General features: G+C 59.7%; 29 protein-coding genes and 1 tRNA gene. 12 read left to right on the plus strand and 18 right to left on the minus strand.

Annotation, left to right across the window (positions count from 1 at the left end; translation table 11 throughout):
- Positions 1-45 precede the first annotated feature (45 nt).
- Positions 46-489 carry a carboxymuconolactone decarboxylase family protein gene (locus DUT91_RS21745; protein WP_114442575.1) on the minus strand — a complete coding sequence of 148 codons (444 nt, stop codon included), beginning with the start codon at positions 487-489 and terminating at the stop codon, positions 46-48.
- Positions 490-509: 20 nt separating this feature from the next.
- Positions 510-1,751 (minus strand): class I SAM-dependent methyltransferase, encoded by a 1,242-nt coding sequence (locus DUT91_RS21750; protein WP_114442576.1) that lies wholly within the window; start codon positions 1,749-1,751, stop codon positions 510-512.
- A gap of 146 nt (positions 1,752-1,897) precedes the next feature.
- Here DUT91_RS21750 and DUT91_RS21755 point away from each other — a divergent pair, with 146 nt between their 5' ends.
- Positions 1,898-2,929, plus strand: a complete 1,032-nt coding sequence (locus DUT91_RS21755) for a GlxA family transcriptional regulator (RefSeq protein WP_114442577.1) — start codon at positions 1,898-1,900, stop codon at positions 2,927-2,929.
- Between the two features lie 402 nt (positions 2,930-3,331).
- Here DUT91_RS21755 and DUT91_RS21760 read toward each other — a convergent pair whose 3' ends face one another.
- The 4 genes from DUT91_RS21760 to DUT91_RS21775 all read right to left on the minus strand — a co-directional run bounded on the left by DUT91_RS21760 (position 3,332) and on the right by DUT91_RS21775 (position 6,875).
- Complete coding sequence (locus DUT91_RS21760; RefSeq protein ID WP_114442578.1) at positions 3,332-3,565, minus strand: BrnA antitoxin family protein; 234 nt, start codon at positions 3,563-3,565, stop codon at positions 3,332-3,334.
- Between the two features lie 306 nt (positions 3,566-3,871).
- Entirely contained in the window at positions 3,872-4,189 is a 318-nt protein-coding gene (locus DUT91_RS21765) for a hypothetical protein (RefSeq protein WP_114442579.1), read from the minus strand.
- 143 nt (positions 4,190-4,332) lie between these two features.
- On the minus strand, positions 4,333-5,415 hold the full coding sequence (locus tag DUT91_RS21770) for a sensor histidine kinase (RefSeq protein WP_114442580.1): 1,083 nt from the start codon (positions 5,413-5,415) through the stop codon (positions 4,333-4,335).
- Between the two features lie 536 nt (positions 5,416-5,951).
- The gene (locus DUT91_RS21775; RefSeq protein WP_114442581.1) at positions 5,952-6,875 is read right to left on the minus strand and encodes an NAD(P)H-binding protein; all 924 of its coding nucleotides are present in this window, start codon (positions 6,873-6,875) and stop codon (positions 5,952-5,954) included.
- A gap of 113 nt (positions 6,876-6,988) precedes the next feature.
- Between DUT91_RS21775 and DUT91_RS21780 the strand changes: the two genes are divergently transcribed.
- The gene (locus DUT91_RS21780) at positions 6,989-7,789 is read left to right on the plus strand and encodes a helix-turn-helix transcriptional regulator (protein ID WP_114442582.1); all 801 of its coding nucleotides are present in this window, start codon (positions 6,989-6,991) and stop codon (positions 7,787-7,789) included.
- Between the two features lie 174 nt (positions 7,790-7,963).
- Here DUT91_RS21780 and DUT91_RS21785 read toward each other — a convergent pair whose 3' ends face one another.
- From DUT91_RS21785 to DUT91_RS21800, 3 genes are all read right to left on the minus strand, one after another.
- Positions 7,964-8,380, minus strand: a complete 417-nt coding sequence (locus DUT91_RS21785; protein ID WP_114442583.1) for a hypothetical protein — start codon at positions 8,378-8,380, stop codon at positions 7,964-7,966.
- A gap of 439 nt (positions 8,381-8,819) precedes the next feature.
- Positions 8,820-9,008, minus strand: a complete 189-nt coding sequence (locus DUT91_RS21795; protein ID WP_114442585.1) for a CUE domain-containing protein — start codon at positions 9,006-9,008, stop codon at positions 8,820-8,822.
- A gap of 197 nt (positions 9,009-9,205) precedes the next feature.
- A complete protein-coding gene (locus DUT91_RS21800) occupies positions 9,206-9,583 on the minus strand; it encodes a winged helix-turn-helix transcriptional regulator (RefSeq protein ID WP_200835048.1) in 378 nt (125 codons plus the stop codon).
- A 230-nt stretch (positions 9,584-9,813) separates the two neighbouring features.
- Between DUT91_RS21800 and DUT91_RS21805 the strand changes: the two genes are divergently transcribed.
- Positions 9,814-11,172, plus strand: coding sequence for an epoxide hydrolase family protein (locus DUT91_RS21805; RefSeq protein ID WP_245419876.1), 1,359 nt, complete (start codon positions 9,814-9,816; stop codon positions 11,170-11,172).
- A gap of 295 nt (positions 11,173-11,467) precedes the next feature.
- Here DUT91_RS21805 and DUT91_RS21810 read toward each other — a convergent pair whose 3' ends face one another.
- From DUT91_RS21810 to DUT91_RS21820, 3 genes are all read right to left on the minus strand, one after another.
- Complete coding sequence (locus DUT91_RS21810) at positions 11,468-11,929, minus strand: SRPBCC family protein (RefSeq protein ID WP_114442587.1); 462 nt, start codon at positions 11,927-11,929, stop codon at positions 11,468-11,470.
- Between the two features lie 112 nt (positions 11,930-12,041).
- On the minus strand, positions 12,042-12,521 hold the full coding sequence (locus DUT91_RS21815) for an SRPBCC family protein (protein WP_114442588.1): 480 nt from the start codon (positions 12,519-12,521) through the stop codon (positions 12,042-12,044).
- Positions 12,522-12,523: 2 nt separating this feature from the next.
- Positions 12,524-12,838, minus strand: a complete 315-nt coding sequence (locus DUT91_RS21820) for an ArsR/SmtB family transcription factor (protein ID WP_114442589.1) — start codon at positions 12,836-12,838, stop codon at positions 12,524-12,526.
- A gap of 202 nt (positions 12,839-13,040) precedes the next feature.
- Here DUT91_RS21820 and DUT91_RS21825 point away from each other — a divergent pair.
- The 4 genes from DUT91_RS21825 to DUT91_RS26845 all read left to right on the plus strand — a co-directional run bounded on the left by DUT91_RS21825 (position 13,041) and on the right by DUT91_RS26845 (position 15,387).
- Positions 13,041-13,105 (plus strand) — tRNA-Cys (locus tag DUT91_RS21825).
- Between the two features lie 44 nt (positions 13,106-13,149).
- On the plus strand, positions 13,150-13,833 hold the full coding sequence (locus tag DUT91_RS21830; RefSeq protein WP_425373834.1) for an MOSC domain-containing protein: 684 nt from the start codon (positions 13,150-13,152) through the stop codon (positions 13,831-13,833).
- Positions 13,834-13,944: 111 nt separating this feature from the next.
- A complete protein-coding gene (locus DUT91_RS26840; RefSeq protein WP_245419878.1) occupies positions 13,945-14,529 on the plus strand; it encodes a GntR family transcriptional regulator in 585 nt (194 codons plus the stop codon).
- 3 nt (positions 14,530-14,532) lie between these two features.
- The gene (locus DUT91_RS26845; protein WP_245419880.1) at positions 14,533-15,387 is read left to right on the plus strand and encodes an aminotransferase-like domain-containing protein; all 855 of its coding nucleotides are present in this window, start codon (positions 14,533-14,535) and stop codon (positions 15,385-15,387) included.
- A gap of 255 nt (positions 15,388-15,642) precedes the next feature.
- Here DUT91_RS26845 and DUT91_RS21840 read toward each other — a convergent pair whose 3' ends face one another.
- The 4 genes from DUT91_RS21840 to DUT91_RS21850 all read right to left on the minus strand — a co-directional run bounded on the left by DUT91_RS21840 (position 15,643) and on the right by DUT91_RS21850 (position 18,024).
- Positions 15,643-16,221, minus strand: coding sequence for a glutamine amidotransferase (locus tag DUT91_RS21840; protein WP_245419882.1), 579 nt, complete (start codon positions 16,219-16,221; stop codon positions 15,643-15,645).
- Positions 16,194-16,364 carry a hypothetical protein gene (locus tag DUT91_RS26850; protein WP_245419884.1) on the minus strand — a complete coding sequence of 57 codons (171 nt, stop codon included), beginning with the start codon at positions 16,362-16,364 and terminating at the stop codon, positions 16,194-16,196. Before DUT91_RS26850 ends, DUT91_RS21840 begins: the two co-directional genes overlap by 28 nt.
- Before the next feature lie 4 nt (positions 16,365-16,368).
- Positions 16,369-16,575 carry a thioredoxin gene (locus tag DUT91_RS21845; protein ID WP_114442591.1) on the minus strand — a complete coding sequence of 69 codons (207 nt, stop codon included), beginning with the start codon at positions 16,573-16,575 and terminating at the stop codon, positions 16,369-16,371.
- 432 nt (positions 16,576-17,007) lie between these two features.
- Positions 17,008-18,024 (minus strand): LysR family transcriptional regulator, encoded by a 1,017-nt coding sequence (locus tag DUT91_RS21850; protein WP_245419886.1) that lies wholly within the window; start codon positions 18,022-18,024, stop codon positions 17,008-17,010.
- A gap of 47 nt (positions 18,025-18,071) precedes the next feature.
- Here DUT91_RS21850 and DUT91_RS21855 point away from each other — a divergent pair, with 47 nt between their 5' ends.
- Positions 18,072-19,061, plus strand: coding sequence for a quinone oxidoreductase family protein (locus DUT91_RS21855; RefSeq protein ID WP_245419888.1), 990 nt, complete (start codon positions 18,072-18,074; stop codon positions 19,059-19,061).
- 263 nt (positions 19,062-19,324) lie between these two features.
- On the opposite strand, the gene DUT91_RS21860 is transcribed toward DUT91_RS21855, so the two are convergent.
- Positions 19,325-20,242: a LysR family transcriptional regulator gene (locus DUT91_RS21860; RefSeq protein ID WP_114442601.1), complete on the minus strand. Its 918-nt coding sequence runs from the start codon at positions 20,240-20,242 to the stop codon at positions 19,325-19,327.
- A 79-nt stretch (positions 20,243-20,321) separates the two neighbouring features.
- Here DUT91_RS21860 and DUT91_RS21865 point away from each other — a divergent pair, with 79 nt between their 5' ends.
- The gene (locus tag DUT91_RS21865; protein ID WP_114442592.1) at positions 20,322-21,203 is read left to right on the plus strand and encodes an NmrA family NAD(P)-binding protein; all 882 of its coding nucleotides are present in this window, start codon (positions 20,322-20,324) and stop codon (positions 21,201-21,203) included.
- 301 nt (positions 21,204-21,504) lie between these two features.
- Here the strand turns inward: DUT91_RS21865 and DUT91_RS21870 are convergent, their stop codons facing one another.
- The gene (locus DUT91_RS21870) at positions 21,505-22,125 is read right to left on the minus strand and encodes a TetR/AcrR family transcriptional regulator (RefSeq protein WP_114442593.1); all 621 of its coding nucleotides are present in this window, start codon (positions 22,123-22,125) and stop codon (positions 21,505-21,507) included.
- A gap of 147 nt (positions 22,126-22,272) precedes the next feature.
- Here DUT91_RS21870 and DUT91_RS21875 point away from each other — a divergent pair, with 147 nt between their 5' ends.
- The 3 genes from DUT91_RS21875 (at position 22,273) to DUT91_RS21885 (ending at position 24,419) form a co-directional block, all read left to right on the plus strand.
- The gene (locus DUT91_RS21875; protein ID WP_114442602.1) at positions 22,273-23,073 is read left to right on the plus strand and encodes an NIPSNAP family protein; all 801 of its coding nucleotides are present in this window, start codon (positions 22,273-22,275) and stop codon (positions 23,071-23,073) included.
- Positions 23,070-23,768: a glutathione S-transferase family protein gene (locus tag DUT91_RS21880; protein ID WP_114442594.1), complete on the plus strand. Its 699-nt coding sequence runs from the start codon at positions 23,070-23,072 to the stop codon at positions 23,766-23,768. Before DUT91_RS21875 ends, DUT91_RS21880 begins: the two co-directional genes overlap by 4 nt.
- Before the next feature lie 345 nt (positions 23,769-24,113).
- Positions 24,114-24,419: a hypothetical protein gene (locus DUT91_RS21885; RefSeq protein WP_114442595.1), complete on the plus strand. Its 306-nt coding sequence runs from the start codon at positions 24,114-24,116 to the stop codon at positions 24,417-24,419.
- The last annotated feature ends 309 nt before the right edge of the window (positions 24,420-24,728 follow it).

Consider the following 24,728-nt stretch of genomic DNA (forward strand, 5'->3'; position numbering starts at 1 on the left):
GTGCGATCCGGCGGAGGGCGTCGCCCGGCTGGGCGTTGCGTTCGCTCAGTCGCCACCGAACTCGGTTTTGAAGGTATCGAAATCCACCTGCATCCCGTTCAGGTAAGTGCTCCAATGCCGCACATAAGCGGCCTGCGCGACCGCTTCGGCGACCTCCTCGTCGGTTGCACCTGCAACCTTGGCGAACTTGGTTTCGAGCCAGATGCAGTATTCGCACGGGATCTGCGCCGCCACGGCAAGACCGATGAGCGACTTCACCTTCGGCTCGAGCTTGTTGGCGGGATCGATCACCAGACCTTTGGTCATGGCCCAGGCGCCAGCGACCGCCGATGGTGGATAGGACTTGAAGTGGCCCGGCACGACGCCAAACGTTACTTCGATATCCTGGAAGATCTCCGCACGGGAGCGTTGCTCCTGCGTGGCGGCAAACGATACGGTGCTCATCAGGGTCGCGGCGGCCAGCGCTGCGATTGCGACGTTCTTTCTCATTGTCGTTCTCCTTGTGTTTCTCAGGTGGTCGAAGGGAAAACTGGCGTCATCGCGCGCCCTTCACGCGCGAAGGCGGAAGCCGCCCGGGTCTTGCGCCGGGCAACGTCTCGAATGGTGGGGTCCGCCGGAGTGGTCAGCGAACGGGGGTGGTCATCTGGCCGCGCGCGACGTGTCCGATGTCGGATCGTATCAGGCCGATGTCCTTGAGCTGTGCATCGGAGAGTTCGTGCAGCAGCGCGGCGGAAATGCGTGAAACCTGCCTTGCGAAACACTTCGGCCAGACGCGCCTGTCCTGCCTGTGCTCCCAGCACCATCTGGCCGCCCTCCGAAATGGCGTGCGCCGTGCAGATCACGGTCGACGCCGAGTAGTAGAGCTGCGCTACCGGCGAGAGGTTGTCCTTGACGTGGTCATGCGCGAACGGCTCGACCAGGAGCACCGTGCCGCCGGGTGCGAGAGTCCTGGCCGCATGGCGGGCGGCCGCGACCGGATCGCCCAGATCGTGAAGGATGTCGAAGAAGCAGATCAGTCCGTACTGCCCGTCCGTATAGTCGTCGGCGCGGGCAAGTGCGTAGTCGATCCGGTCTGCCACGCGCGCGGCCTCGGCATTGCGCCGCGCCTCGTCGAGCGAACCAGGATGCGTGTCGAAGCCGTGAAAGCGCGAGTTGGGAAACGCCTGGGCCATCAGCAGCGTCGAGTGGCCGTAGCCGCAGCCGACATCGGCAACCGCGATGCCCGCCTCGAGCTGGTCCACCACGCCATCGAGCGCCGGCAGCCATTGCGGCACGAGGGCCGCGCGGTAGCCGTTGCGGTAGAACGCCGCCGAGCCGCAGGAGAGCCGCCCGTCATGCTCGCCCCAGGCAACGCCTTTCCCGGTTCGGAAGGCCTCGAGCGACTTCGCTTCGTCAAACCACATAGACGCTGGCACGTTCCAGGCGTGCGGGACGTAGACGGGGCTGTCCTCGTCGGCCAGCACCATTGCCTGCTCGGGAAGCAGTTCGTAGGTGTTGCTTACGCCGTGATAGGCGATATAGCCGCCGGCCGCCTGGGCATTCAGCCATTCGGCGACGTAGCGCTCGGAGCAGTCAGCCCGTGTGGCGATTTCCTTGGCGCTCAGCGGTCCGGCGCCGGCCATTGCCTTGTAGAGGCCGAGCTTGCTGCCCAGGCTCACCATCACGCCGGTATAACCGGCCGTCAGATCGCCGATGGCGCGTGCGGCGAAGGCTTCGAGCCTCGCCTGATCGATCTTTGGTATGTCCAGCATCCTATTGGTCCTTCACCTGTTTGCGTTGTACTTTGAAGCGGGTGTGGTGTAGAACTTCGGCAGGTTGCGAGACAGAGCCGCTATCGCCCGCAATCGGTCCATTCGTGCCATGTCGGCCGTTTTTCGTCGCCGGCGGGGAGGTCGCGATGTCCAGACAGCTGAACCCGAGCGCATCGATGCCCCTGCGGGTCTGCCTCGTTGCGCTGCCCGATGCGGTCCTCTCGACGCTGGCCGGGATCTACGACGTAATGAACGGGGTCTCGATGATGGGGATCGCCAGTCCAGGCGCCGAACACCCCTTCACGGTGGAGATTGTCGGCGAACAGGCAGGACCGTTGCTGCTCGCCAGTGGCGTGCCCATCGATGTGCAGCGTTCCATTGAGGACATCGCCGCATGCGAGATTCTCATCGTCCCGTCAGTCCTGCTGAGACCCGGCGGATGGGAGACCGGTCGCTACCCGCGCCTGGTAGACTGGGTCAAGCGCATGCACGATGGCGGTGCGCGGCTGTGCTCGGCCTGCTCAGGCGTTTTTCTGCTGGCGGAGACGGGCCTCTTCGACGGCAAAGACGCGACCGTCCATTTCGGCTATGCGAAACAGTTCGCCGCCTGCTATCCGGCCGTCTCGGTCCACCCCGAGCGCGTGCTGGTGATCTCCGGCCTGCGTGAGGATCTGGTCAGTTCGGGCGCGTCGAACACCTGGCACGACATGGTCCTCTACCTGATCGCCCACCATGTTGGCGCCACGGTCGCGCAGGAAGTCGCGCGCATGTTCGCGCTGCAATGGCATCAGGATGGGCTGGCGCCCTACATGATCTTCGAGGGAAGAAACGACCACGGCGATGCCGAGATTACAAATGCGCAGGAATGGCTGGCGACCAACTTCTCGATTGCCAATCCGGTCGAGGAGATGATCAAGCGCTCGAAACTTGCCGAGCGCACCTTCAAGCGCCGCTTCGCCGACGCGACGGGCCATGCGCCGCTCTCCTATGTGCAGCGCCTGCGGATCGAGGACGCCAAGCGTCGGCTCGAGCGCACCGGTTCGCCCGTCGACGAGATCAGCTGGCGCGTCGGCTACGAGGACGCCGCATTCTTCCGCCGCTTGTTCAAACGTACTACAGGCATGACCCCCGGCGCCTACCGCCGTCGGTTCCAGATCCCGGATTTTGCCCGCGGATAGTTCGCGCTTCGGCAGGTCGCCGGATCCCAAACTTTGAGGGTTGTGGATCGATCTCGGTCAATATCCTGACAAGCTCAATATCGATCATGGATCGCCGCAGCGGAACGGCAGCTTGGGGCTGGTCAGAAGTCCTCAGTGCCACTGGATTGAATGACCGCGACCGTCTTTTGATTGCGAGAACCCGCCGGCCACTCACAGCCCCCTTTCACGCCGCCGATCGGTCGATGGCGATACGCGTCGCCGATGGCCGCATTCGAGGTTGCTGAAGGGAAAGCCTAACACGGTTGTTGCCGGTCACCGACACATCTAAGCCCTTTCGGAATCGACGTAGTTCGGCAGAAAATGGGCCATTAGTCCTTATCTCTTCCAGACATCATCAAACTACCCCAAGTCGCCCGACCGCTAATGGCCAGTCTTCATGGCTGCTCTCAATGCGTCGTTAATGCGTTCCTGCCAACCCGGGCCGTCTTCCTGGAAAAATGCCAGGACGTCGTTATCGAGCCGGATCGACACTATTTCCTTGCCCTTCGGGATTACTGGCCGCTCGACTGCGGGGGCGGCCGCTTTTTTCACGGGTTTGAACAGGGCTTCGGCCGCGTCCATCGGGTTTAAAGGTCTGCGCGGCGATTTCATCATAGGTTCATATCCCAAGTTGAAGGAAACATTGATTATCGTGCGGCCCCAGCCGCCTGTACTTATCGTAGAGGCGGTCAGACGCTGTTAGCAATCGTCATCGCACTGGAAACAGGGCGACGCGCGCGGTTGAGCTTCATAGCAGTCGGGTCGCGAACCGCTGTTCGACCGGAATTCCCCCGCTTGAAGGTTCATCCGGCCGCGATTGGCACCCCGCCCGTCTTGATACCCCTTCTGGCGCGGCGAGAGCAACCCGCAGGACGCGAAGCTTTCGACCTTCGAAAATCTGGTTGCGATCAGTTGGCCGCGCTATAGCCACTCGTCGACAAATTCAGTCGGGTCAGCATTCTGCTGTATGCGCTGGAAAAGGATGCCGCGACTTCTGTCCGTTTCCGGCATCTCAAAACCATTGTCTCGTAGTTTGCACCAGCTTTTCATCATCGGGGGGAAATCGGTGGCCCACGCGCAACCATAGGGCCGCACCAGCGCCGCACACAGGCCCGGACGATCTTTTGCGTTGCCCTCGACATAGCCGATCCGGCCGCCCTGACGGTCGGCGAGTGTAGGGCGCGACGGGCATGCGTCGAAGTCCAATAGCAAGTTCTTGTCCGCGACGGAGATGTTCATTCAACCTCATCCCGTGGGCAGGAAGCTGCAAGCCTCGGTGATCCCACGTCAGCTTCTAGCCGCAATTGTCAGCGCGTTGCCGGGATCAGATAGGCCCCGCGCTTGATGTCTTTGCTGGTGGTATGGAATCCGCAAACAATAGATCAGCCGGCGATCGCGGCCGAGCGCTTGAAGATGATGGTCACCTTTGTTCCCTGACCGGCAGCTGAGGTGACATCAAATTGGGCCTTGGCATTTTCGGAAAGCGACCGAGCGATAAGGGCTCCAAGTCTGCCGGGCGCGGGCCAGGTGACCCCCTCGGGAAGGCCGATCCCGTCGTCGGCGACCACGACGCGGCAGCCATCTCCGTCAACTGTGCTTCGCAACGTAATCGTCCCTCCGTCACGGCCTGTGAAAGCATGCTTCAGCGCATTTGTGAGAAGCTCGTTCACAACCAGCCCTGTCGGCATGGCGACATTGATCGAAACCGGATAGGCATCGACCTTAAGGTCGAGGCGAATGCCCTGTATTGCGTGAGATGTCATAACGGCGGAGGCTATCTGGCTCAGATAGACGCCCAAATCGATCTGATCATCGTGATCTTCGGCAGACAACGCTGTGTACAGGACCGCCAGTGCGTCAACGCGCCCGGCCAGCCGCTCGAAACGCCTTTCGTCAGGCTCGATCACGTTCCGTGCTTCCATTCGGATAAGCGCAGTAACCATCTGCAGATTATTCTTGACCCGGTGCTGAAGCTCGCGAAGGAGCGTATCCTTCTCCCGAATACGCTCCTCAAAGGACAGTTTGTCCACATCGCCATGGGCAGATACATCAACCATGGCGACAAGCCGGAAGCAGAGCGTGTCATGGTCGTCTGTAACGATATTGGAATAGACATCGACGATGGCTGAACCCAAGCCCTTGCGTTCGAGCCGGAAGGTACCTACGAAGTCGGTTTCCGTGACAATTGCTTCATCTATCCGCCGATCGGGTGACGCCTTCGCAGCCACCCCGGAGAGCCCCTTCCAGTTTTCCTGCTCAAGACGAGCGGCGCTAAGCCCGGATAGTTTTTCGAATTCGGGGTTGGCGTAGATTATTTTTTCAACACTGCGCAGATTCGACACGGCAATAGCGATGGGAACTTGATCGAGGAAGTTCTTGAACTGTTCACTTTCGAGAGCGCCCGCAAGATCGGGAGCGTCCAGCAATTGCTCGACCGGCTCGCGCTTATGTTCGTCAGAAGCCATCCGCAGCGTCCGATCCCTTCAATCTTATTTATAGGCAATCTTGTCCGATGCGTCACGGATTACGGCGCTCAAGGATTTCGGTGTTTAATCGGGACGACCCCGGCTTCATCAAAAATGATCCGGCCCTCTATTTATATCCGATGTGCCGGGTTTCGGTCAATGTGGATCTCTCCTTGTCCAATCGGGAAGGCATCCCGATCCGGGGATGATGGGATCGCGTTCACAAACGCGTTCCACGGATTTAGCATGGGGACACTCGCTCCGACGGCAAACGGGCACCACCGATCCTCGTGGCGTGTTGAACCAAGTCACGCGTTGGCCTGAGTGACGCAACACGCACCCGGAGGCTGTGCTCACAGAAACGCCTATCAATAGCTGCAGGCTGCCACTTGCGGGTTTGTGTAGTACGCTGGCTCCAGATCCCCTGTTTTAGAGAACGACACAATGCGGGTATCCTTTAAGAGCCTGCTGTTCCACGCAGCCGCATGATCACGATGATGCGTTGACGGTTCATTGTTGTGCATATTGCCGATAGTTCACCTCGTTGGCGTCGCCGATTTGTTGCGCAGCGTGTCCTTGATCATCGTATCAAGGTCGCTTGCGGAAACGCCAAGCAGTCGCTCGGTTTCCGAGGCATCGAGAATGCACTCTTGCTGGAACAGATAGGCCATTTCTATTACCTCCCGCATGATTTCATTCTCGCGGCCTAGCACCTCCAGTTCTTTGGCTGTGAGCGTACGCAGCTTCGGAAGCTCGACGGCTGCGAGTTCGGCGAAGCGGAAAGCAAGATCGCGGATCGACATATGTTGAGACGGCACATGAAAGGCGCGGCCCCAATCGCCAGAATATCGGGAGGCCGCAACAAGCGTTCGAGCGACATCCTTGGTGAAGGACCAGGCGTGCAGTGCATCGAGGTCACCGAGCATCTTTGACGGTTCTCCCACAAGCAAAGGTGGAAGAGCCATGAGAGTAAACAATGAGGCCGCGCCATCCCCGAGATAGTCGCTCGCCCGCACCTCGATGGCAGGAACGGTCGAACCGAGCGTATGCTGCCACATCGCGGTCCGTACTCGGCCTTTGACGCTTGTCGGAGCCAAAGGGAAGTGGGGGGTCAGAGGAGACCTTGCCCCGGCCCCGTATCCGTAGATATTGCCAAGGACCACAAGGCGGGCACCGACGCTTTCTGCCGCGTCGATGACGCCCGACATAATCGGCGGAAAGTCCGCCGGCCACCTGTGATAGGGCGCCATGGCGCACATGAAGATCGCAACCGCGCCGGCGCTGACCTGCGCAAGGCCCCGTCCGTCGGTTGCATCGAGGGCAACGCTGCGGATTCCCGAGTCGACCGGGTATGCGCGCGCGCGCCTACTCACGAGTTTCACCTCGTGTCCTTGGCTTGCGAGAAGTTTTGCTGTCTCGCGTCCAACTGGGCCTGCCCCGACCACTACAAACAACGACATTTCGAACCCTTCCTATTCTGATCTTTGGCCAAGATTGATCGGCGGAGCTTGAAAGTCGCGCAGGAAACGCCGACTTTTGGACATGTTCTGCTTTAAGTTTGGAGCGATCGATTATGTATGACCTCAGGTCCGGTCATCAGCCGGCAAGCGCCGGCGTTTCGCGCCGCCGCGACGAGGCGGGGCCGATCCTGATGCTCCCGATCCCCGATCATCGCATTGTGGTGCATGCCAGTGCCGCGACATGGACCAGATGCAGGGCGACAGGCACGAAGCATCTGCGGCAGATCGGCGATATCGATCTTGTCCCCGCGGGCGAGGAGGGCGGCTACGAAGCCGCGGCGGCGTGCGAAGCGTTGGAGATCCGACTAACACCCCATGTGCTAGAGCGAGTGGCGCGTGAGGCAGGTCGAGGCGGCGGTCGGGCGGGTCTGGAGGCTCGTCACATTCTAAGAAACGAGAGCATAGTCCATCTCGCGCGGGCGCTCGAGAGCGCGCAACGGGAGGGTGGTCCCGGCGGCTCTCTTTATGCTGATACGGTTGGTTTCGCGCTTGCTCTACAATTGGTGGACATGTCGCGAGGTAGAACCAGTCACAGAAATGGGCTTTCAGCGGCCCAGTTGCGACGACTGTTCGAATTTATCGAGGCTCATCTCGATCAGCCTTTGACGATTGGTGCGCTGGCCCATGAGGCCGGTGCAAGCAGTTCTCATTTGCGTCACTGGTTCAAGCAAGCCACGGGCACGACTGTCCATCGATATGTGGTAAGGCGGCGCGTCGAAAAGGCCCGGATCATGCTGCTGCAGGGTACGTTGAGCGCCAGCGAGGTGGCGCTCGCGTCCGGCTTCTCGCATCAATCGCATATGGCGCGCTGGATGCGCCGTGAACTGGGATATACACCACGCGAACTGCCATGACGTTTGGCGATTGCGGGCTGATTCTCAACCGTTTTGCTCGCCGTCGAGCTTGCCGCAAAACCAATCGACGCCGTAGCGTCCCGTAAAGCCAAAGCTACCCCATTTCTTGCAACCCGGAGGCATGCACCAATGCCCGGCAATGTTAGGTGCGGCAAATGGATCGGTATGCTTTCATCACCCACGATTCCGTTCCTTAAGCAAATTCGCCATTGCTGTCCTGGCGAGGATGAATCCCTCGCCATTCGGGTTGGTGAACAGGTAGATTTCCGGAATGAGGTAGCAACTGCCACCAAACGACTGCTCGACGTGGGGCTTGAAGGACAGCGCATCACCGAAGTTCGACGTGAAGACGGCGTTGAGGCCCCAGACGACCATGACGTCCTTCTCCAGGATGTGCGGGGCCTGATTGAGTTCATTCGAGGCGAAACTGACTGCCCGTTCCTGGGCACCGCAGTCCAGTTCAAGAAAATCAGTTGGCAGGTTCCGCCTCGTTGATTGCATTCGCCATCCACGCAGATCGTCCAGCGCGCCGGCATGGGAGCCGGGCAGGTTCTTCACATAGTGCAGCCGCGCGCGCAGGCCAAAAATCATCCTCCGCGTCGAGATGGCCGAAGCTCCAGCTTCATCAATAGATATGTCGAAATCGATGTCGTCACCCTGACTGCCTTCTTAGTGGATACGGGTCATAGTAACCCCGGCTACGCGTCAGAGTTCCGCCCGACCTCATCTCCTTGTGCCGTCAAGGCAAAATATGTCTCCCAGGGCCTGCTCTTCCTGTCGCTGGGATCGTAGGGAACGCCGCCATACAGGCGCATGAATTCCGCGCGGCTTTCTTCTGTGGGAAGCCTCACAATAGAGAAGTGGGCTCCATCATGGTAAGCACTCCCGTCCAAACGGTAGCCGCCCAGCCTGCAACGGTCTTCAACCAACAGGACAAGATTCTTCCGGTGCCAATCCGTCAAATGGAGGACAACCTGAAACGGGTATTTGAAATCGATCAGGGGCTTTGGCCATTCTCCACGTGACCTGCTCATCGCGGACGCCCTGGCTTCCAGCCGCGTGTGTAGCCATAGCTGACAGCCAGGCTGGCGATCTCGACCTCGCGGAGGAGAAATTCGCGGTCCTCCAGTAACGCCTTGATTGCAGCCTGTGCATCACCGCCATGATAGGCCAGCACTTTGGCGATCTCGTCGTCGATCAATGAGGCAGGTGCATTCATGTTCTCTCTCCCGTCACCATGCGTGCATCGTCGTTCACCGTAGAGGTGTTGATGCAGCCCTAAAATGATGAGTACGCCTTCAATGTTCCTAAAATGTTCTCATCACTGGCGGGAGTCAAGGGAAAAGGAATGGGTTCCTATTGCGGAGAGACGCAATAGGGAAAGTAGGCCCCTGTCTGAATCGGTGGAAGGACGGTCTAGCGCTGTCTGGCCACGACGTCGGCGATGGCAACCTCTTCGTCGCCTCCGGCGCGTCGAAGCTGTAGCTCGACAGGCTGGCCGTCAAAGTTGCTCTCGAACACAACAGGACCGGGCTGCACCCATTTGTCGCCCCACGCGGTCAGTGCGATAATGACCGGCTTCAATGCCTGTCCCTTTTGAGTGAGCAGGTAATCGGCCTGCTCGCCGGTGGCTCCGGGCTGCCGACGCTCCATTAAGCCAGCTGTTACGAAATCATCCAGGCGTTTTGCCAAAATATTGGTCGCGATCCCCAGACTCTTTTGGAATTGCGAGAAGCGCGTGAAGTTGCCGAACATCGCATCGCGCAGGATCAGCAGGCTCCAGCGTTCGCCCACCAACTCCAGTGTTCGGGCGGCCGAGCAATTCTGATTCTCATAGAGGCGTCCAAGCATGGAGACAAAATAGCACTTTACTTGCGTGATGCAAGGATATATGAATAACTTGCATCATGCAAGTTGTTGGGCGATCACCGTGCCGGAACTCTGGAGCGCAGGCAAGCCGGTTGTGATGGCGGAGCCAATTCGTGCGTCCCTGCAACGCCCAGCACCGATGATGCGACGCGGAAATGAAATGGGCCGCCTCCCAATTGCCGATCCTGAACCAGGAGACGACTATGCGCCATATAACGAGCTCTTCGCCAAACCAACATCGGCATATGAACGATAGCGTGTCACGGCGGGATGTGATCCAGGCGGGCGCCGTACTCGCAGTCGCCTCATCCTTCAGCTTTGGTTTTGCCGGGAGCCCGGCGGCAGCCGCCGCCATCGCTCCGTTTGAAGTTTCTGTTCCGCAAGTTGCTCTTGACGATCTCAGGCGCCGGCTCGATACCGTCCGGTGGCCCGAGCCCGAAACAGAGCAGGGCTGGTCGCAGGGCGTGCCGCTCGATCGCTTGCAACGCCTCGTCGAGTATTGGCGCACAGCTTACGACTGGCGCCGCTTTGAAGCCCAAATCAACGCTTTTCCGCAATTTCGCACTGACATCGACGGGCTTGGGTTCCATTTCCTGCATGTAAGATCGAGGCATGAAGGCGCGTTGCCCATTATTCTTACGCATGGCTGGCCGGGCTCGGTCATCGAGTTTCTGAAGGTGATTGGGCCGCTCACGGACCCTACCGCGCATGGCGGTCGCGCGGAAGATGCCTTCCATGTCGTTATCCCGTCTCTGCCCGGCTACGGCTTTTCCGACAAGCCTTCCGCTCCCGGCTGGGACGCCGGCCGCATCGCGCGCGCATGGGCCGAGCTCATGCGCGTGCTGGGATACACGCATTGGGTGGCGCAGGGCGGAGACTGGGGCGCCGTCGTTACAAACATGCTGGCGTTGCAGAAGCCCCCGGGCCTCGCCGCCATCCACCTCAACCTGCCGCTTGCGACCCCGACGAACCTGCAGATGGAAGAGGCCACAGCGGCAGAACGCGAAGCCATTGCCGCACTGCAGATGTTTGTCACGGACGGCCGGGGCTACTACCAGATTCAATCAACGCGGCCGCAGACCCTTGGCTATGCTCTGGCGGATTCGCCCGCTGGCCTTGCCGCTTGGATTTACGAGAAGTTCCAGGCGTGGACCGACAATAGCGGCGACCCCGCGAGCGCCCTCACACGCGATGAGATGCTCGACGACATCACGCTCTATTGGCTTACCAACACCGCAGTCTCATCGGCGCGACTCTATCGCGAAAACGCCAGGATCGGCATGAATCAGGGCGTAGTCGATTTTCCCGTAGGAATCAGCATCTTCCCCGGGGAAATCTTCCGGACGCCGCGCAGCTGGGCAGACAAGTTTTACCCGAACATCATTCACTGGAACGAGCTTGATAAGGGCGGTCACTTCGCAGCCTTCGAGCAGCCTGTGCTTTTCACGCAAGAGCTGCGTGATTGCTTCCGCGGTCTGCGCGACGCCTACCGTATCGACCCAGATGATCGATGAGCGCCCATATTCGCCTGGAGACGCGCTGATAGACCGCGTGCATGACGTGCAGTCTGGATTTCAACCCCGCTATCGCCAGCTTCCCACCAGTTCGGTCCGCTTAGTTTGTCGCTTGGAGGGGAGTGCCGCATGGCGGCCCGGTCGAATACGCGGCGCTGATCTGTAGCTTCGTGCCCGGCTGGCTGTCTAGCGCAAGCAGCCGGCCGGCGCTGTGTTCGTCGGCGCGATGCTGGTGATCTGCGCGGTCTTCTGCTCGCCTGGAGCGACATCGCGGGCAGAGGAGGGTGGAGGCACCTCAGGCAGACGACGCGTCGAGTTCGAGCAGATCGGTCTTGCCGATTTCAATCAGCTGCCTGAGGCTTTCCTGGATCAAGGAGCTCCAGACGTCAGAACAAATGTTGTAGCATTCGACCCTGGGCTTGAGGCCGACATGGGTGAACACGACCTTGGTCTTGTGGCCCTTTCGCATGATGTCAAACACCAGAGTCGTACCGGCCCACTCCGTCTTGTCCTCGACGAAGTTGAGCGTGCCTTCGACCACGTGCCAGGCAACACGCTTGCCGGGGACCAGCTCAGTCACCTGCTGCTTCGAATAATGGATGTCCTTGTAGCGATAGGTGAAGACGTCGCCGAGCTTGCTGGTGTCGCCGTCGAACTCACCGCTCCACCAGGCGCGCGGATCGCTGATGGCCGCGAAGGCTGCCTCCGGGGTCTGATCAACCGTGAATGAGGTGGTGTAATTCTTATCGTCAGCCATGTGCTTCTCCCTTGAAGATGTCGGAGGCGTGGAGACATGCATATCTGCCTCCGGCCCTTGTGGTGGTTCACCGCATGTCCGTCCGTATAGCGCAATTCAGTCGGCTATATCCCTACGCCGCACTGGATCGAGCCGCTTTTGGCTTGGCGAAGACGTCGAGCCCATGACCGGTTTCCATGAAGGATTTCAGGCTGGATAGAACGGCCGGCCATCCTTGCTTGACGCCGTTCGCCATCCCGCTGCCGGCTTCGAGTTCGTCATGGGCGACGGTCAGCCGAACCATGTTGTCATATTCCTCGATCTCGAAGGTTACCCGGCTGTAGCTCGCCGGATCGGAGGCCTGCGAAGCGTTCGCCCAGGTGATGACGAGACGCGTCGGCGGCGAGACCTCGACGACCTTGCCGACGAGTTCGACGGTCCGCTCATCATTGGCACGGATATGTTCCCATTTCGATCCGACATTCCAGTCGGAGACGTTCTCGTGCCCCCAGTAACGCCTCGCGACGTCCGGTTTCGTGATTGCCTCGAACACCTTTTCAGGGGTGGAGAGAATATAGGTCACGTAAACAAAGCTCGTTGTCTCTTTGGTCATTGTTACTTTCCTTCAAGTTCATTCTTCAGATCGTGCAGCAGGCTGAGCCGCTGTTGTTCGAATTTCCGCACCCACCGTTCGTAAACCTCATGGAGCGGCACGGGGTTGATGAAATGAAGCTTTTCCCGACCACGCTTAACCGTGGTTACCAGATTGGCTTCCTCCAGTAGGCCGAGGTGCTGGGTGGCGGATTGCCGGGCCATGTCCAGATTTTCGCAAAGCTGGCCGAGCGTCTGCCCGTTCTTCTCAAAAAGAAGGTCAAGCAGCTTCCGTCGTGTCGGGTCGGCCAGCGCCTTGAAAACCTTGTCAGCGTGCATCGGTCTCTCTCGAATGTGAAATCACAATATGCAGGTAAACAACTGCATGTCAAGAGCAGGTATTTGCCTGCATTTTAGGGCGGCCATGCCAGATGCGACAAGCGATATGGCCCGGAAAGCGCCAAACCCGGCCCCCCAGGTTTCATCAAACCGGCTGCTAACGGGAGCCGGCTGCACTGCTAAGTACGATGCCCATGCGGCCGGGTGGCGGAATGGTGACGCAGCGGACTGCAAATCCGTTTGGTCTGGTCAATTCCAGGTCCTCCAACATGTAAAATGTGAGCACCGCGGTGCGTGCGAGAGGGTTGGAAATGGCGATTGTCGATGAAATCCTGATCGGGGCAATTGCGCCACTTGGCTCCCGTGCAGTTCCAAGCGGCATCGACAAGCATCCGGTGCAGGGCCGATCCCTTCTTGGACCGGAAGGGTTTGTCGGTGATACCCAAGGCGACCGCAAGCATCATGGCGGCGTCGAAAAAGCCGTCCATCATTATGCCTATGAGCATTATGCGCACTGGATCGCCACTCTCGGAAGCTGCAGCGTGCTCACCAGGCCGGGGGCCTTCGGGGAGAACCTGTCGACACGCGGCCTGACCGAACAGGACGTCTCCATCGGCGATACATTCAGGCTCGGCCAGGCCGTACTTCAGGTCAGCCAGGGCCGCCAGCCCTGCTGGAAGCTCAATGCGCGCTTCGATACCGCCGATATGGCAATGCGGGTTCAGAAGTCGGGCATGACCGGATGGTACTACAGAGTGCTTGAACCCGGATATATCGAGCCGGGCGATGAACTCTATCCGCTGGACCGAGTTTCACCGGAATGGACGATCCAGCGGCTTTGGCGCGTGCTTTATGTCGACACGATGAACCATGACGAACTTGCCGCCATGGTTGAGCTCGACCATCTGCCGGAAAGCTGGCGAGGCTATGCGCGAAGGCGTCTGCAGACGCGGGTAGTCGAGGATTGGTCACGACGCCTCCAGGGAGAGGCTTAGCCATTGGCCTGATCGGGCGTATGCCGCGCGATTGCCGAATTGCGCCTGCCATTCCTTGACCGTAATCTGGACCATCAAAATGAATCAAAATAGAAAAAGAAGACATGCCGGATGGGCAAGGGAACCACACTCGCGATCGAGGTCAGACCGGAAGCGCGTGAGCCCATGTTTCTCGCTTTGGCGCGAACGATAGTCCAGGAGATCGAGCGCGGGCGCCTGAAACCTGGCGATCCGCTGCCGGGGACGCGGGCGCTCTCGCTAAACCTGGAGCTCAACCGCAATACGGTGGACGCGGCCTATCACGAGCTGGCCATGCAAGGCTGGCTGGTGACGGAGCCATCGCGGGGCACCTTCGTCGCCACGGACCTTCCCGACATGGCCAAGCATCCGCAGCCCGTGCGCCCGGCGGGCCAGACAACCACGTCTGTCCGAACGGCGGAGCGCGTGCTTCTTCGCTTGTCTGACGGCTCCCCCGACGTGCGCCTGATGCCGACCACAGCCTTTGCCCAGGCGTTTCGCCGTGCGCTCACCAGCGCCGCCTTCGCCACGGGCGGCACCTATGGCGATCCACGTGGGAGCAGCAAGTTGCGCGAGGCGCTATCATCCTATTTACGAGACGCGCGTGGCCTGACGGCTGCTGCATCTGAAATCCTCGTGACGCGCGGCAGTCAGATGGCGCTCTTTCTGGCGGCCTAGGCAGTGGCCTATCCCGGCGCCCTCATTGCCGTCGAGCGGCCCGGCTATCCTCTCGCGTGGTCCGCATTTCGCGCGGCAGGCGCTGATGTCATTGGCGTTCCGGTCGATGGCGGAGGGATCGATGTCGATGCGCTGGAGAAGATCGCCCGAACCAATGGCCGTTTGCGCGGCGTCTATGTCACGCCTCACCATCAATATCCGACCACCGTGACGATGGGTGTCGCGCGGCGGCTGCGGCTGCTCGACGTTGCCCGCCGGTTTGGCCTGGTCATTATCGAGGATGACTATGACAACGAATATCGTTTCGATGGCCGGCCGATCTTGCCGCTTGCTGCGCGGGCGCAGAGCGATCTTGCGATCATCTATATCGGATCACTGTCCAAGCTTTTGGCTCCGGGCATCCGCCTTGGCTATGCGGTCGCACCGCCGCAAATCCTGATTCAGATGGCGGACAGGCGCGAGGCGCTGGAGCGACAGGGCGATCTGCCGCTGGAACACGCACTTGCCGATCTCATCGAGGATGGAACGATCAAGCGCCATGCCCGCAAGGCGCGGCGCGTCTATCATGCGCGCCGCGACCTCATGGCACGGTTGCTTGGAGAGCGGCTGTCCGAAGACGCACAATTCACGCTGCCTGCCGGCGGGCTGGCAATCTGGCTGCGCCTGAACGATGGACTGAGCGCCGAGACATGGGCCGTCAGTGCCGCGAAACTCGGTCTTTCGGTCATGCCGGGCATTCACTTCGATCTTGAGACGATGAAACCGGCGGAAGCATTCCGGCTCGGCTTCGCGGGCCTCGACGAACACGAACTGACGCGCGCCATCGATATATTCGAGCGGGCGAAGCCCTCCAGCTGAGTCCGCTGGTCGTGTTCCTTGTGGCGCGACCGTCATAATCGGCCCAGCTTTTGCAGGTCTTCAAGCGGATCGATCTTTCATTCGACCCCTCGACACGCCGTTTTCCGTCGTTGTGGGCCAGACCGCGATCGTCGGCGAGACGGTTCTGGCAAGGCTGGGCGGTAAAGCAGCTGCGCGACAGTACAAAACAAGTTAGGGCAGCCAGCCCAGCAGGCGATGTCCTCGCGCCGGCGGTAAAATTTAATGGGGAGGCGGCTAATATGTCCCCTGAAGCCATTCGGTGAAGGTTTTCCGAGCAGCCTCGCGCAGCGTCGGTCCATGCTTTGTCGCGTCGGCGCGAAGGGCACGAGGATCGATGCCAGCCGAGGCAAGTTCGGCAGCATGGCCGATCAGCCAGCGTTCGATCCCTGCGCAGGCATCCACTTCCGGATGGAACTGAAGACCAAGAACATTCCGCCCGATCGCGAAGCCTTGGGTTGCGCACAATGCCGTCGTGGCGAGGCTGGCCGCGCCCTCGGGCATATCGAAGGCGTCCCCATGCCAATGAAGCACGCGAACGCCTTCCAGGTGCCGAAGCGGCCCAACCCGCCCGGCCTCTGTCAGCGAGAGCGAGGAAAAGCCGATTTCCTTGTATCCCATTGGTGCGACTTTTGCCCCGAGTGCCTCGGCGATCATTTGAGCGCCGAGGCAGATGCCTAGTGTCGGACGTCCCGACGCCAGGCGCTTTTCAAGGAGTTGGCGTTCTTCCTCAAGGAAGGGGTAGGCGTCCGTCTCATAGACCCCGACCGGACCTCCCAGGACAATCATCAGATCGGGAGCGGCGGGGTCGTCCACAGCTCGTCCATGCCAATATCGCAATAGTGGATACGATACCCGGAAGCCGTGAGCACGGCCTCCCACGTGCCGAGATCTTCAAAATAGAGGTGGCGAATGACTGCGGCCGTTTTCAGCATGCCGCGTGCTGCGGTTGTGACCATGATCTCAGCCCAACTCAGATAGGTCTGCACTATGATTAATGTGATAGACGGCTTTGACGCCGGCCGTGCGCGCTTCTGCAATCCTGTCCCTGGCATCGCCGAAATGGACGGATTCGATCGCATAGCGGTTGCGGTCGAGCGCATCGACAAATCGTTCTTCCGCATCGATGCAGACCGTGCAGCCGGCGTGATAGAAGACTGCCTTTTCCACCTTGATCTATACTCCTGTGATTGATGAAGCGGTTTCCATGAAACCAGCATATACGGGGAGTATTGTCCGCCGGCCCATCTCGGGAGGTCCGGTTCTCATTTGAACGTTGGGCCGGATCAGCCAACCGTTCCAGGGGCCCCTCCGTTGCGAAACCAGGCCAGCAATAGGCGTCGCCGGTCGGGCGCGCGCCGTGAAGCTGGGCGCATGATTCCAGGATTGACTGCCCAGAGCATATTGGGATTGGCGAGCGAGGTCGGCCAGGGTCGCCTGAGGGCTATCTTTTTCGTTGGATGGGGTGTGTTTTGTCACAGTCTGTCAGACCGTACCTAATTAAAGAAGACCCCCGTTAAATGGAGAGCGACACCATTCTTTCGATGTCGAGTAACTGGAATTTGGCCGCAAAGAGGCGCGTTATCGGTGTGTGTGGGCACTTTAAGCTCTCATCGCCGCCGTTTCTTGTATGATGATCGATCGAACCCACGATTGGGTGGGATCAACATCGGACTTGGCGTGCCAGATTGCGACGACTTCAAACCTTGGGCTTGCAAAAGGCAGGACGTAGCTGGTCAGGCCAAAGGTCGTCGACAGCACGCGGGCTGAGACGCTTGGCACATTGGCCAACAGGTTCGCTGACTTCAGCAGGTGGGGCAAAGTTGAGAACCGCTCCACCACGACGGAAACCCGTCGCGATGCGCCCAATTCCCGAAGGGATTCGTCTATCAGGCCGCTCGAAAGGCCGTTTGCCGAAACGAGCGCATGCGGTGTTGCCGTGTACGCGCTTAGGGTCATAGCACTCTTTGATCGCGGTGCAGCGCTGCCGGAAAGGACGACGAAACTTTCTGTATAGAGAGCTTGTACACGATGACGCGCTTCTTGCCGGGACGGTCGCGCGCAGATGACGAGATCGACCAGATCCTCGTCAAGCATCGTGGCAGCAGTGCTGTAGTCTCCAGCGCGTATGACGAGGTCCATATTGGGCGCGTCGTCCTGGAGCCGGCGGATCAACCGCGGACCGAGGTTGATCTCGATATCGTCGGTCATTGCAACGCGGATGGTCCGACAGGCGGTTGCGGGTTCGAACTCGCCGTTGGCCAGAAGCGCCGCGTTGATCTCGGTCAAAGCTGGGAGGATCCTCTCATAGAGCTGCTGCGCGAACGGGGTGGGCACAAGCCCCGACTTTGCGCGAACGAAAAGATCGGTCGCTAGAATCGCGCGAAGCCGTGTCAATGCCATGCTGACTCCGGAGGGGCCAAGATAGAGGCGTCGCGCCGCGCCCCTGACACCTCCTTCGCGCATGACCGCAGAGAAGACCAGTAGCAGATTTAGATCTATTCGCCGCAGCTCGTATTCATTGAACGTGTTCCACTGGGAGGGAGAGGAATGTTCATTGGTCGTGAATTTGTGTTTCATGGCGATCAATTTGACTGAATTCACTCGATAGCGCGACAACAATCCTTCCACGCAACGTCAAGAACGGCAGGTCCAAAATGGTATCTATGATGAAGGTCACTGCGATCATGCGGTATGGCGACGACGCGTTTGAGGAGCGCCGAGTGCCGCGCCCGGTCGCCGCCGAGGGGCAACTGCTCATTCGTAACTGTGCCACCGGCGTCAACAACATCGACCTGATGATCCGGCGAGGCGAGCTCGCACAGGCTGCACAATTGCCGTTCGTCCCCGGGGTGGAAGGAGCCGGAGTCGTCGAAACTGTAGGCGCCGGGGTTTCGCAATTCGAGGCTGGGCAGAGAGTCATGTGGTTTGGACCTTTCGCGGCGGGCGGCTACGGACAGTTCGTTTGCATCGATGCCCGCTATGTCGCGCCGATAGGCGAGGAGATCACATTCTTTGCAGCGGCAGCCACGCCGGTGGCGTATGTCACAGCCCATCATATGCTTTTCGATTACGGGCGACTGAAGGCGGGAAGCTGGGTGCTCGTACGCTCAGCGGCGGGTGGGGTAGGTGTCGCGGCCCTGCAACTTGCGCGAAACGCAGGTTTCAGAGCCATCGCACTGACCGATAAAACAAAGCATGATTTCGTCTTGGCCAACGGTGCCTTTGCGGCCTTCGACTATAAGGAAAGCTCGATGTTCGACCAAGTGATGCAACTCACAAAAGGTCGTGGCGTCGAAGTCTGTCTGAACGCTGTCGCGGGCTCGACGATAGCGGAGGACTTGATGTTACTGTCACCGATGGGCCAGGTGATCAGCTTCGGTCACCTGGCTGGTCCTCCGACAGGCAGTGCCGCCGACCTTCTTATGACCCATTTCACCAAGAGCATTGGAATTCGCGTATCGGACATCTACACTTATTATACGGCCGATCCGGTAGGGCTGTCAGCTACTCTTTCCAAAATAGCCACTGACCTCCGGGCTGGACGCATCGTTCCCCAAGTGTTCGACGTTCAGCCGGTCGCTGCCGTGGCAAAAGCCCACACGTACCTGGAGGCCGGCACGGTTCGGGGCAAGATCGTGATCTCAATCGACTGACCTCCCTTAGAGTCCGGGCACCGTTGCTTGAAATGGCATGCGGCGGCCCCACAGTTATGCGAAAAACTGTATCGTCGTGCCAGTAGCGAAATCAGCTTCCGAAACAATCAACTCTGCGTTTGAATACACGGCCTTGTCATGCGGATCGATGGCGCCGCCAATGTGAGCCAGATGCATAGGGGTGAGAAGCACCGCGTCAATCTCGTTACAATCCAGCCCTGCGTGCGGCAACTACTTCGTCAAGACTGCGGTGGCGGTGGGGATCACGACAGGTCAATATCGGCAATGGCCGCGACGATCGTTCTGCGCAGCCAGACATGTCTCGGGGCATCCTGATGGCGTGCATGCCAGGCGAGGCTCATGACCACGCTCTCCAGGTCGAGCGGCGGCGGCGCCATCACGAAGCGTCGCATGTCAGCGGCCGTTCGAGCCAGACTGGAGGGCAGCGTCATGACCAGGTCGGAGCGCGCGGCGATTTCGACTGCCGCGAAGAAGCTTGGGACCCGAACCTTTACCCGGCGTCGCCTGCCCGAGCGAGCGAGGATCTCATCAACCCAGGCTCGGCCGGTCCCGGTGATGCTGACGACGACATGGTCCAATTCTAGAAACCGTTCCAACGTAAGCATCCTGCCCGCGGCAGGATGGTCGGCTCGCATCAGGGTTACGAAGTCATCCTGGTAGAGCTTGCGTTTCCGGATTCCGGCAGGCGCGTTCTCGACGACACCGATGAGGGCCTCGACCGCGTCGGTTTCAAGCATCTCCAGCGGCCGCAGCCCTGGCGGCACCACTTCGAGATCGACCGCCGGCGCTTGCTCCGCAAGACTGGCGATCAGGCGCGGAGCGAGTACTGCGGCTTCAAGATCCAGCATCAGCAGGCGCACGGACCCGGTCGCCTGCATCGGATCGAATGCTCTGCCGGCGAGAAGTTGGCTGACGCCTGCCAAGGTGCTGCGCAGCAAAGAACGCATCTCCTCCGCGCGCGCTGTGAGCAGATATCCACCCGGTCCGTTTACCAGAAGCGCGTCGGAGAAAAGTCTCCGCAGCCTCGCGAGCGCCCGGCTGGCAGCGGGTTGGCTCATGCCAAGCCGCACTGCAGCTCGGGTTACGCTTCGCTCCTCAAGCAATGTTTCGAGCACGACCAGCAGGTTGAGGTCGGCGGTTTTCAAATCCACTTCACGCATAGGCATAATGTACATCATGCATTCGACGCATGGCAACTCGCGCCTTAGTATCCGGAGCGTCAACCAAGGAGAAATCGACATGTATGTAGTGCTTGGAGCAAACGGGCGAACCGGCGGCGAGACCGCCCGCGCCTTGATTGAATTGCGCAAACCTGTTCGCGTCGTGCTGCGACGACCGGAGCAGGCCGAAAAGTGGATTGAGTTGGGGGCCGACGTGGCGATCGGCAGTATTGACGACGTGCCAAGCCTTGCCGCAGCATTAGGGGACGCGTCGGGCGCCTTCCTGCTCTCTCCTCCGCCCGTAATCGGCGATCCCTATAGACGAGTTGACGAGGTCGGCAGCGCACTTGCAGAAGCGGTGCGACAGGTCGGGCTGTCAAAGGTGGTTGCCCTGTCTTCCGTCGGTGCCCAGCACGAAACGGGCACAGGCGTTATCGCAACGCTCAATGGCCTGGAAAAGCATCTCGGGGGGGCAGCGCCGTCAACGATCTTCCTGCGGCCGGGTTATTTCGTCGAGACCTGGAGCGAGGTAGCACCGACTGTGATGGCCGACGGAGTGCTTCCGAGCTTTCTCGAACCCTCGCAGAAGATCCCGATGGTCAGCACGATCGACGTGGGGCGCACCGTCGCCCGTCTGCTCAGTGACCACTTCAGCGGCAACCGGATCGTTGAACTGCGGGGTCCGCAGGACTGGAGCGCCAACGATGTCGCGGCCGCATTCGGCAGGGCGCTCGGTCGCCCAGTGGAGACGGTGTTCGTTCCGCCCGAGGCGCGTGCTGCGGTGCTCACGCTGGAAGGGGTCTCTCCGGAAGTCATCGATGCGCTGCTCGGAATGTATGATGGCATTGCCAGCGGCAGGGTCGAGCACGAAGAGGGCACTGAACAGCGCCGCGGCTCCGTTGCGTTGGCCGACGCGGTCGAACGGATTGTGCGGAAAATGGGAGAGGGTGCGGCGATCTAGCTGCCTGAGGCTGAGATGGTTGCGGCGGCTAAAGGCGGCGGTTGGGGGACATCTTTTAAGGAGGTTTCCTTCGACGCCGACACGCCTCACGATCTCAGGTCCGTGACAATGAGTGTGGTCAGCCTCCTATACGGTGTCGAGCCGGTCCGATGAGGAACGGCGCTAAATTCGGATAAGTCCACGCGGATGTGACTGCTCCATGATGCGGACGAACATCTTGGCAAAACTCGGTTCAATAGGCGATCTGCCCGTCCACCAGCCGCCCCGACGCTGGGAAATTTCTTGTTTCAATACCAAGGTGTCAAGCGACGCCCCAGTCCTCCATGATGTGATCGAGTTGGTCGGCACAGGCTCTGAGCGGCGCGGCGCTCTGGCTGGCTCTGGCCATCGTCATGGCGCCTGAATAGGCCGCAACGACGAGCGTTGCGAAGGCATCGGGGTCGACCCTATCGAGCGGCTCCTGGCCGGCACGGATCTTGTTCGCGATTGCGTCGCACCAGCGCCGGAAGATCAACTCAATCTCCACGCGGAAATCCGGGTCCTGCCGCGCCATGTCATAGGACAGATTGTTCAGCGGGCAACCCATTACGAATCCACGGCCTTCAAGGTCGTGAACGATCTCCCCAAAGATGGAGAGAATTCCTTCGCGCGCGCCGGATGCCGCCTGCAATGGCGCGATCCACGTCTCCTCGACCGCTCTGGCTACCCTGTCACGCAAGACCGACATGCCAATGTCCTTCTTGGTCGGGAAATGATGGGCGAGCGCACCGCCGGAAACGGCGGCTTTCCGCTTGAGATCGTGCATCGAGGTCGTGTGGTAGCCATTGCCGACAAAGGCGGCATAGGCGGTGTCGATGAGTCTGTCCCTGGTCCCTTTAGGGTCGTTCCGCCGCCCGCCGGACCGAACCGTGTCCGTCTTCATCTGCCTCTCCATCGTCTTTGGCTGGCTGGTCGCAAGAGAGCAACTTGACAAAACAGGACAGGTGTCCTGTATAACCAAAACAGGACACCTGTCCTGTCAGTGGGAAGCTACACGATGAATGAATTAAAGACCACTGCCGAGGAGAGTATGCCCGCACCAGCATGCCTCGCTCCGATCTTAGTGGTGGAACTGCGGCGATACAGACTGCGCGCCGGAAGGCGCGAGGATCTGATCGATCTTTTCGATCGGGAGTTTGTCGAGACGCAGGAGGACGCCGGCATGCATCTCATTGGACAATTTCGCGATCTTGACGTACCCGACAGCTTTGTCTGGCTGCGCGGCTTCAGCGACATGGCTTCACGCGAGAATGCGCTGCAGGCGTTCTATTCAGGGCCGGTCTGGGCCGAGCATCGCGATGCCGCCAACGGGACGATGGTGAACTCTGACAATGTGCTGTTGCTCCGGCCGCTCTCGCTGGAGAACGCGTTTTGGGATACAGATGCCCGGCGGCCTTCTCGCGATGCGAAAGGCAGGCGGCCCGGGCTCGTCGTCGCAACGGTTGCGCACCTTGCTCCCCGGACCGACAGCGCGTTTGCGGATTTCTTCATTCGGGACGTGTCGCCGGTTTTGAGCCAAGCCGGCGCGCTCGTATTAGGAACCTTCGTCGCGGAGCGATCGGAAAACACCTTTCCACGACTGCCCGTGAGGGAGGGAGAAACCGTCTTCGTCTGGTTTTCGCTCTTTCGCGATGAGGTGGCCTATGACGCTCATATCGATGCTCTTGCGGCATTGCGGGATTGGACAGACCGCATCCTTCCGGAAATGGATGGCCGCGTGTGGCGGCCGAATGAAATATCACGGCTGACGCCGACAGCGCGCTCGCTGATCCATGGTGAAGGCCTTTCGTCTCTTGCGACGAATACGCCCAGAAACGGAGGGGACAGATGAAGCTGCTTTCCGGACCGCTCAGCCTTTTCTCGCGCAAGGTCGAGATCTCCCTCCACGAAAAGGGCCTAACCTTTGAGCGCGTCATGGTGCCCTTTAGCCAAACGGAGGGCTACAATCCCAAGCATCCGGACGTCCTTGCGACCAACCCCATGAGGCAGGTTCCGGTTTTGCTCGATGGCGACATCGCGATCTACGATTCGACGGTGATCATCGAATATCTCGAGGATGCCTTTCCGCAAGTGCGGCTTCTTCCCGGCACTCCCGTAGAGCGGGTGCATTGCCGTCTCTACGATCTTTTCGCAGACGAGATTCTGCTTGTCTCGCTCAAGCCGCTGATGCACCGCACTACACCCGGCCAGCGTGATTCAGAATACTGGTCGGCTCTTGAGCGTAAGGCGCGTCCGGCGGAGACGGCGCTGGATCGGCATTTCGCCGATCTCTCCGGAAAACTTGAGGGCCGGGATTTCCTCTGCGGATCATTCAGCGCGGCCGATATCGCCGTGTTCATGGCAATATTGTTCGCTCTGCGACTGGGCGGTGCCTCGCTCGATGATCATCCGGCATTGGCCGACTGGTATCGAAGGTTGCTGGAAAGGCCCGCCTTCGGCAGCGTCGCTTGTGAGATCGCGGCGGCGGACAGGCAACTATCAGCACCGGTCAAAGGCGCATATGGAGACGGTAGATGGCTGCCTTAGAAGCCTGTCAGGCAGACGCAATCTGGCGTTCGCTTTCGGGTGGCCGGATATTTGTGCATTGCCTGGTAAGGGTCGTCAGTTGAACGGCGCTCAAGCCGTCTCGCTCGGCTTCTGAATGCCCCGGGTAAGCAGGCGTAACACTGAGCCGCTTTCCGCGACAGGTTATGGCTTGATAAGAGATTGTGAGTTGAATCGGCGACGGGTTCAGAAGGCAATATCTCTGTGTCACCCACTTGAGGTGGGTCAGAGGCTACAGTCCACCACCGTTCCCTAACAAATTCATCGCGTCACTCTGGTGCAGATCTGCAGTGATAACCATATGCGGCGCTAAATAGGGAGAATGTAGTGTCCGAATTTATAAGTTATCTGTTTGCTCTGCTTGTCGTAACCCCCCTGCAGGCCGAAGTAGCAAAGCGCCTTCAAGGCGTGCCATCAGATGAGATTGTTCAGGCCGGAAGCGCATGCATTTCTACGGAGGCTCCCAGGCTTCTTGCGCGAGCTCAGGAAGACTGGGCATGGGCGGCGGCAAATGCTATCGGTGTAGGAGTAGGGGTCGTTGACCCGGTAAGCCTGCTGGCTGGTCAGAATGCTGACTGCAACCGCTTGGTTCAGACTTTTTCGGACAGTGGCGTGAACAACGGCGAAGAGTGAGACCCCGCAAACTTCTTTCGGCACTTAACGACGATGACGAGACCCATGGCGGCAGCGCTCATAACCGTCTTTCGCCCCGTTTTTTGACCGGGTTCCAGGTTCGAATCCATTCAGGCGATGGATTCCAATACGGCTCGGCTCTCGCCCATCTAGCGCTCGTGGACAAAGATTGACTGAGGAATCGAATTTTGATTCAAGGCTTCCATTTGGAGGCAGCCTTGGGCGAACGGATAGGACTGACGGATGAAGAATGGGCGGTGATCGGGCCGCTCCTGCCTTCAGAGCGAGGACGCGGCTGTCGGCCAGCGC

Origin of the sequence: Paramesorhizobium salinisoli, assembly GCF_003335045.1 — a bacterium.
Taxonomy (GTDB): domain Bacteria; phylum Pseudomonadota; class Alphaproteobacteria; order Rhizobiales; family Rhizobiaceae; genus Paramesorhizobium; species Paramesorhizobium salinisoli.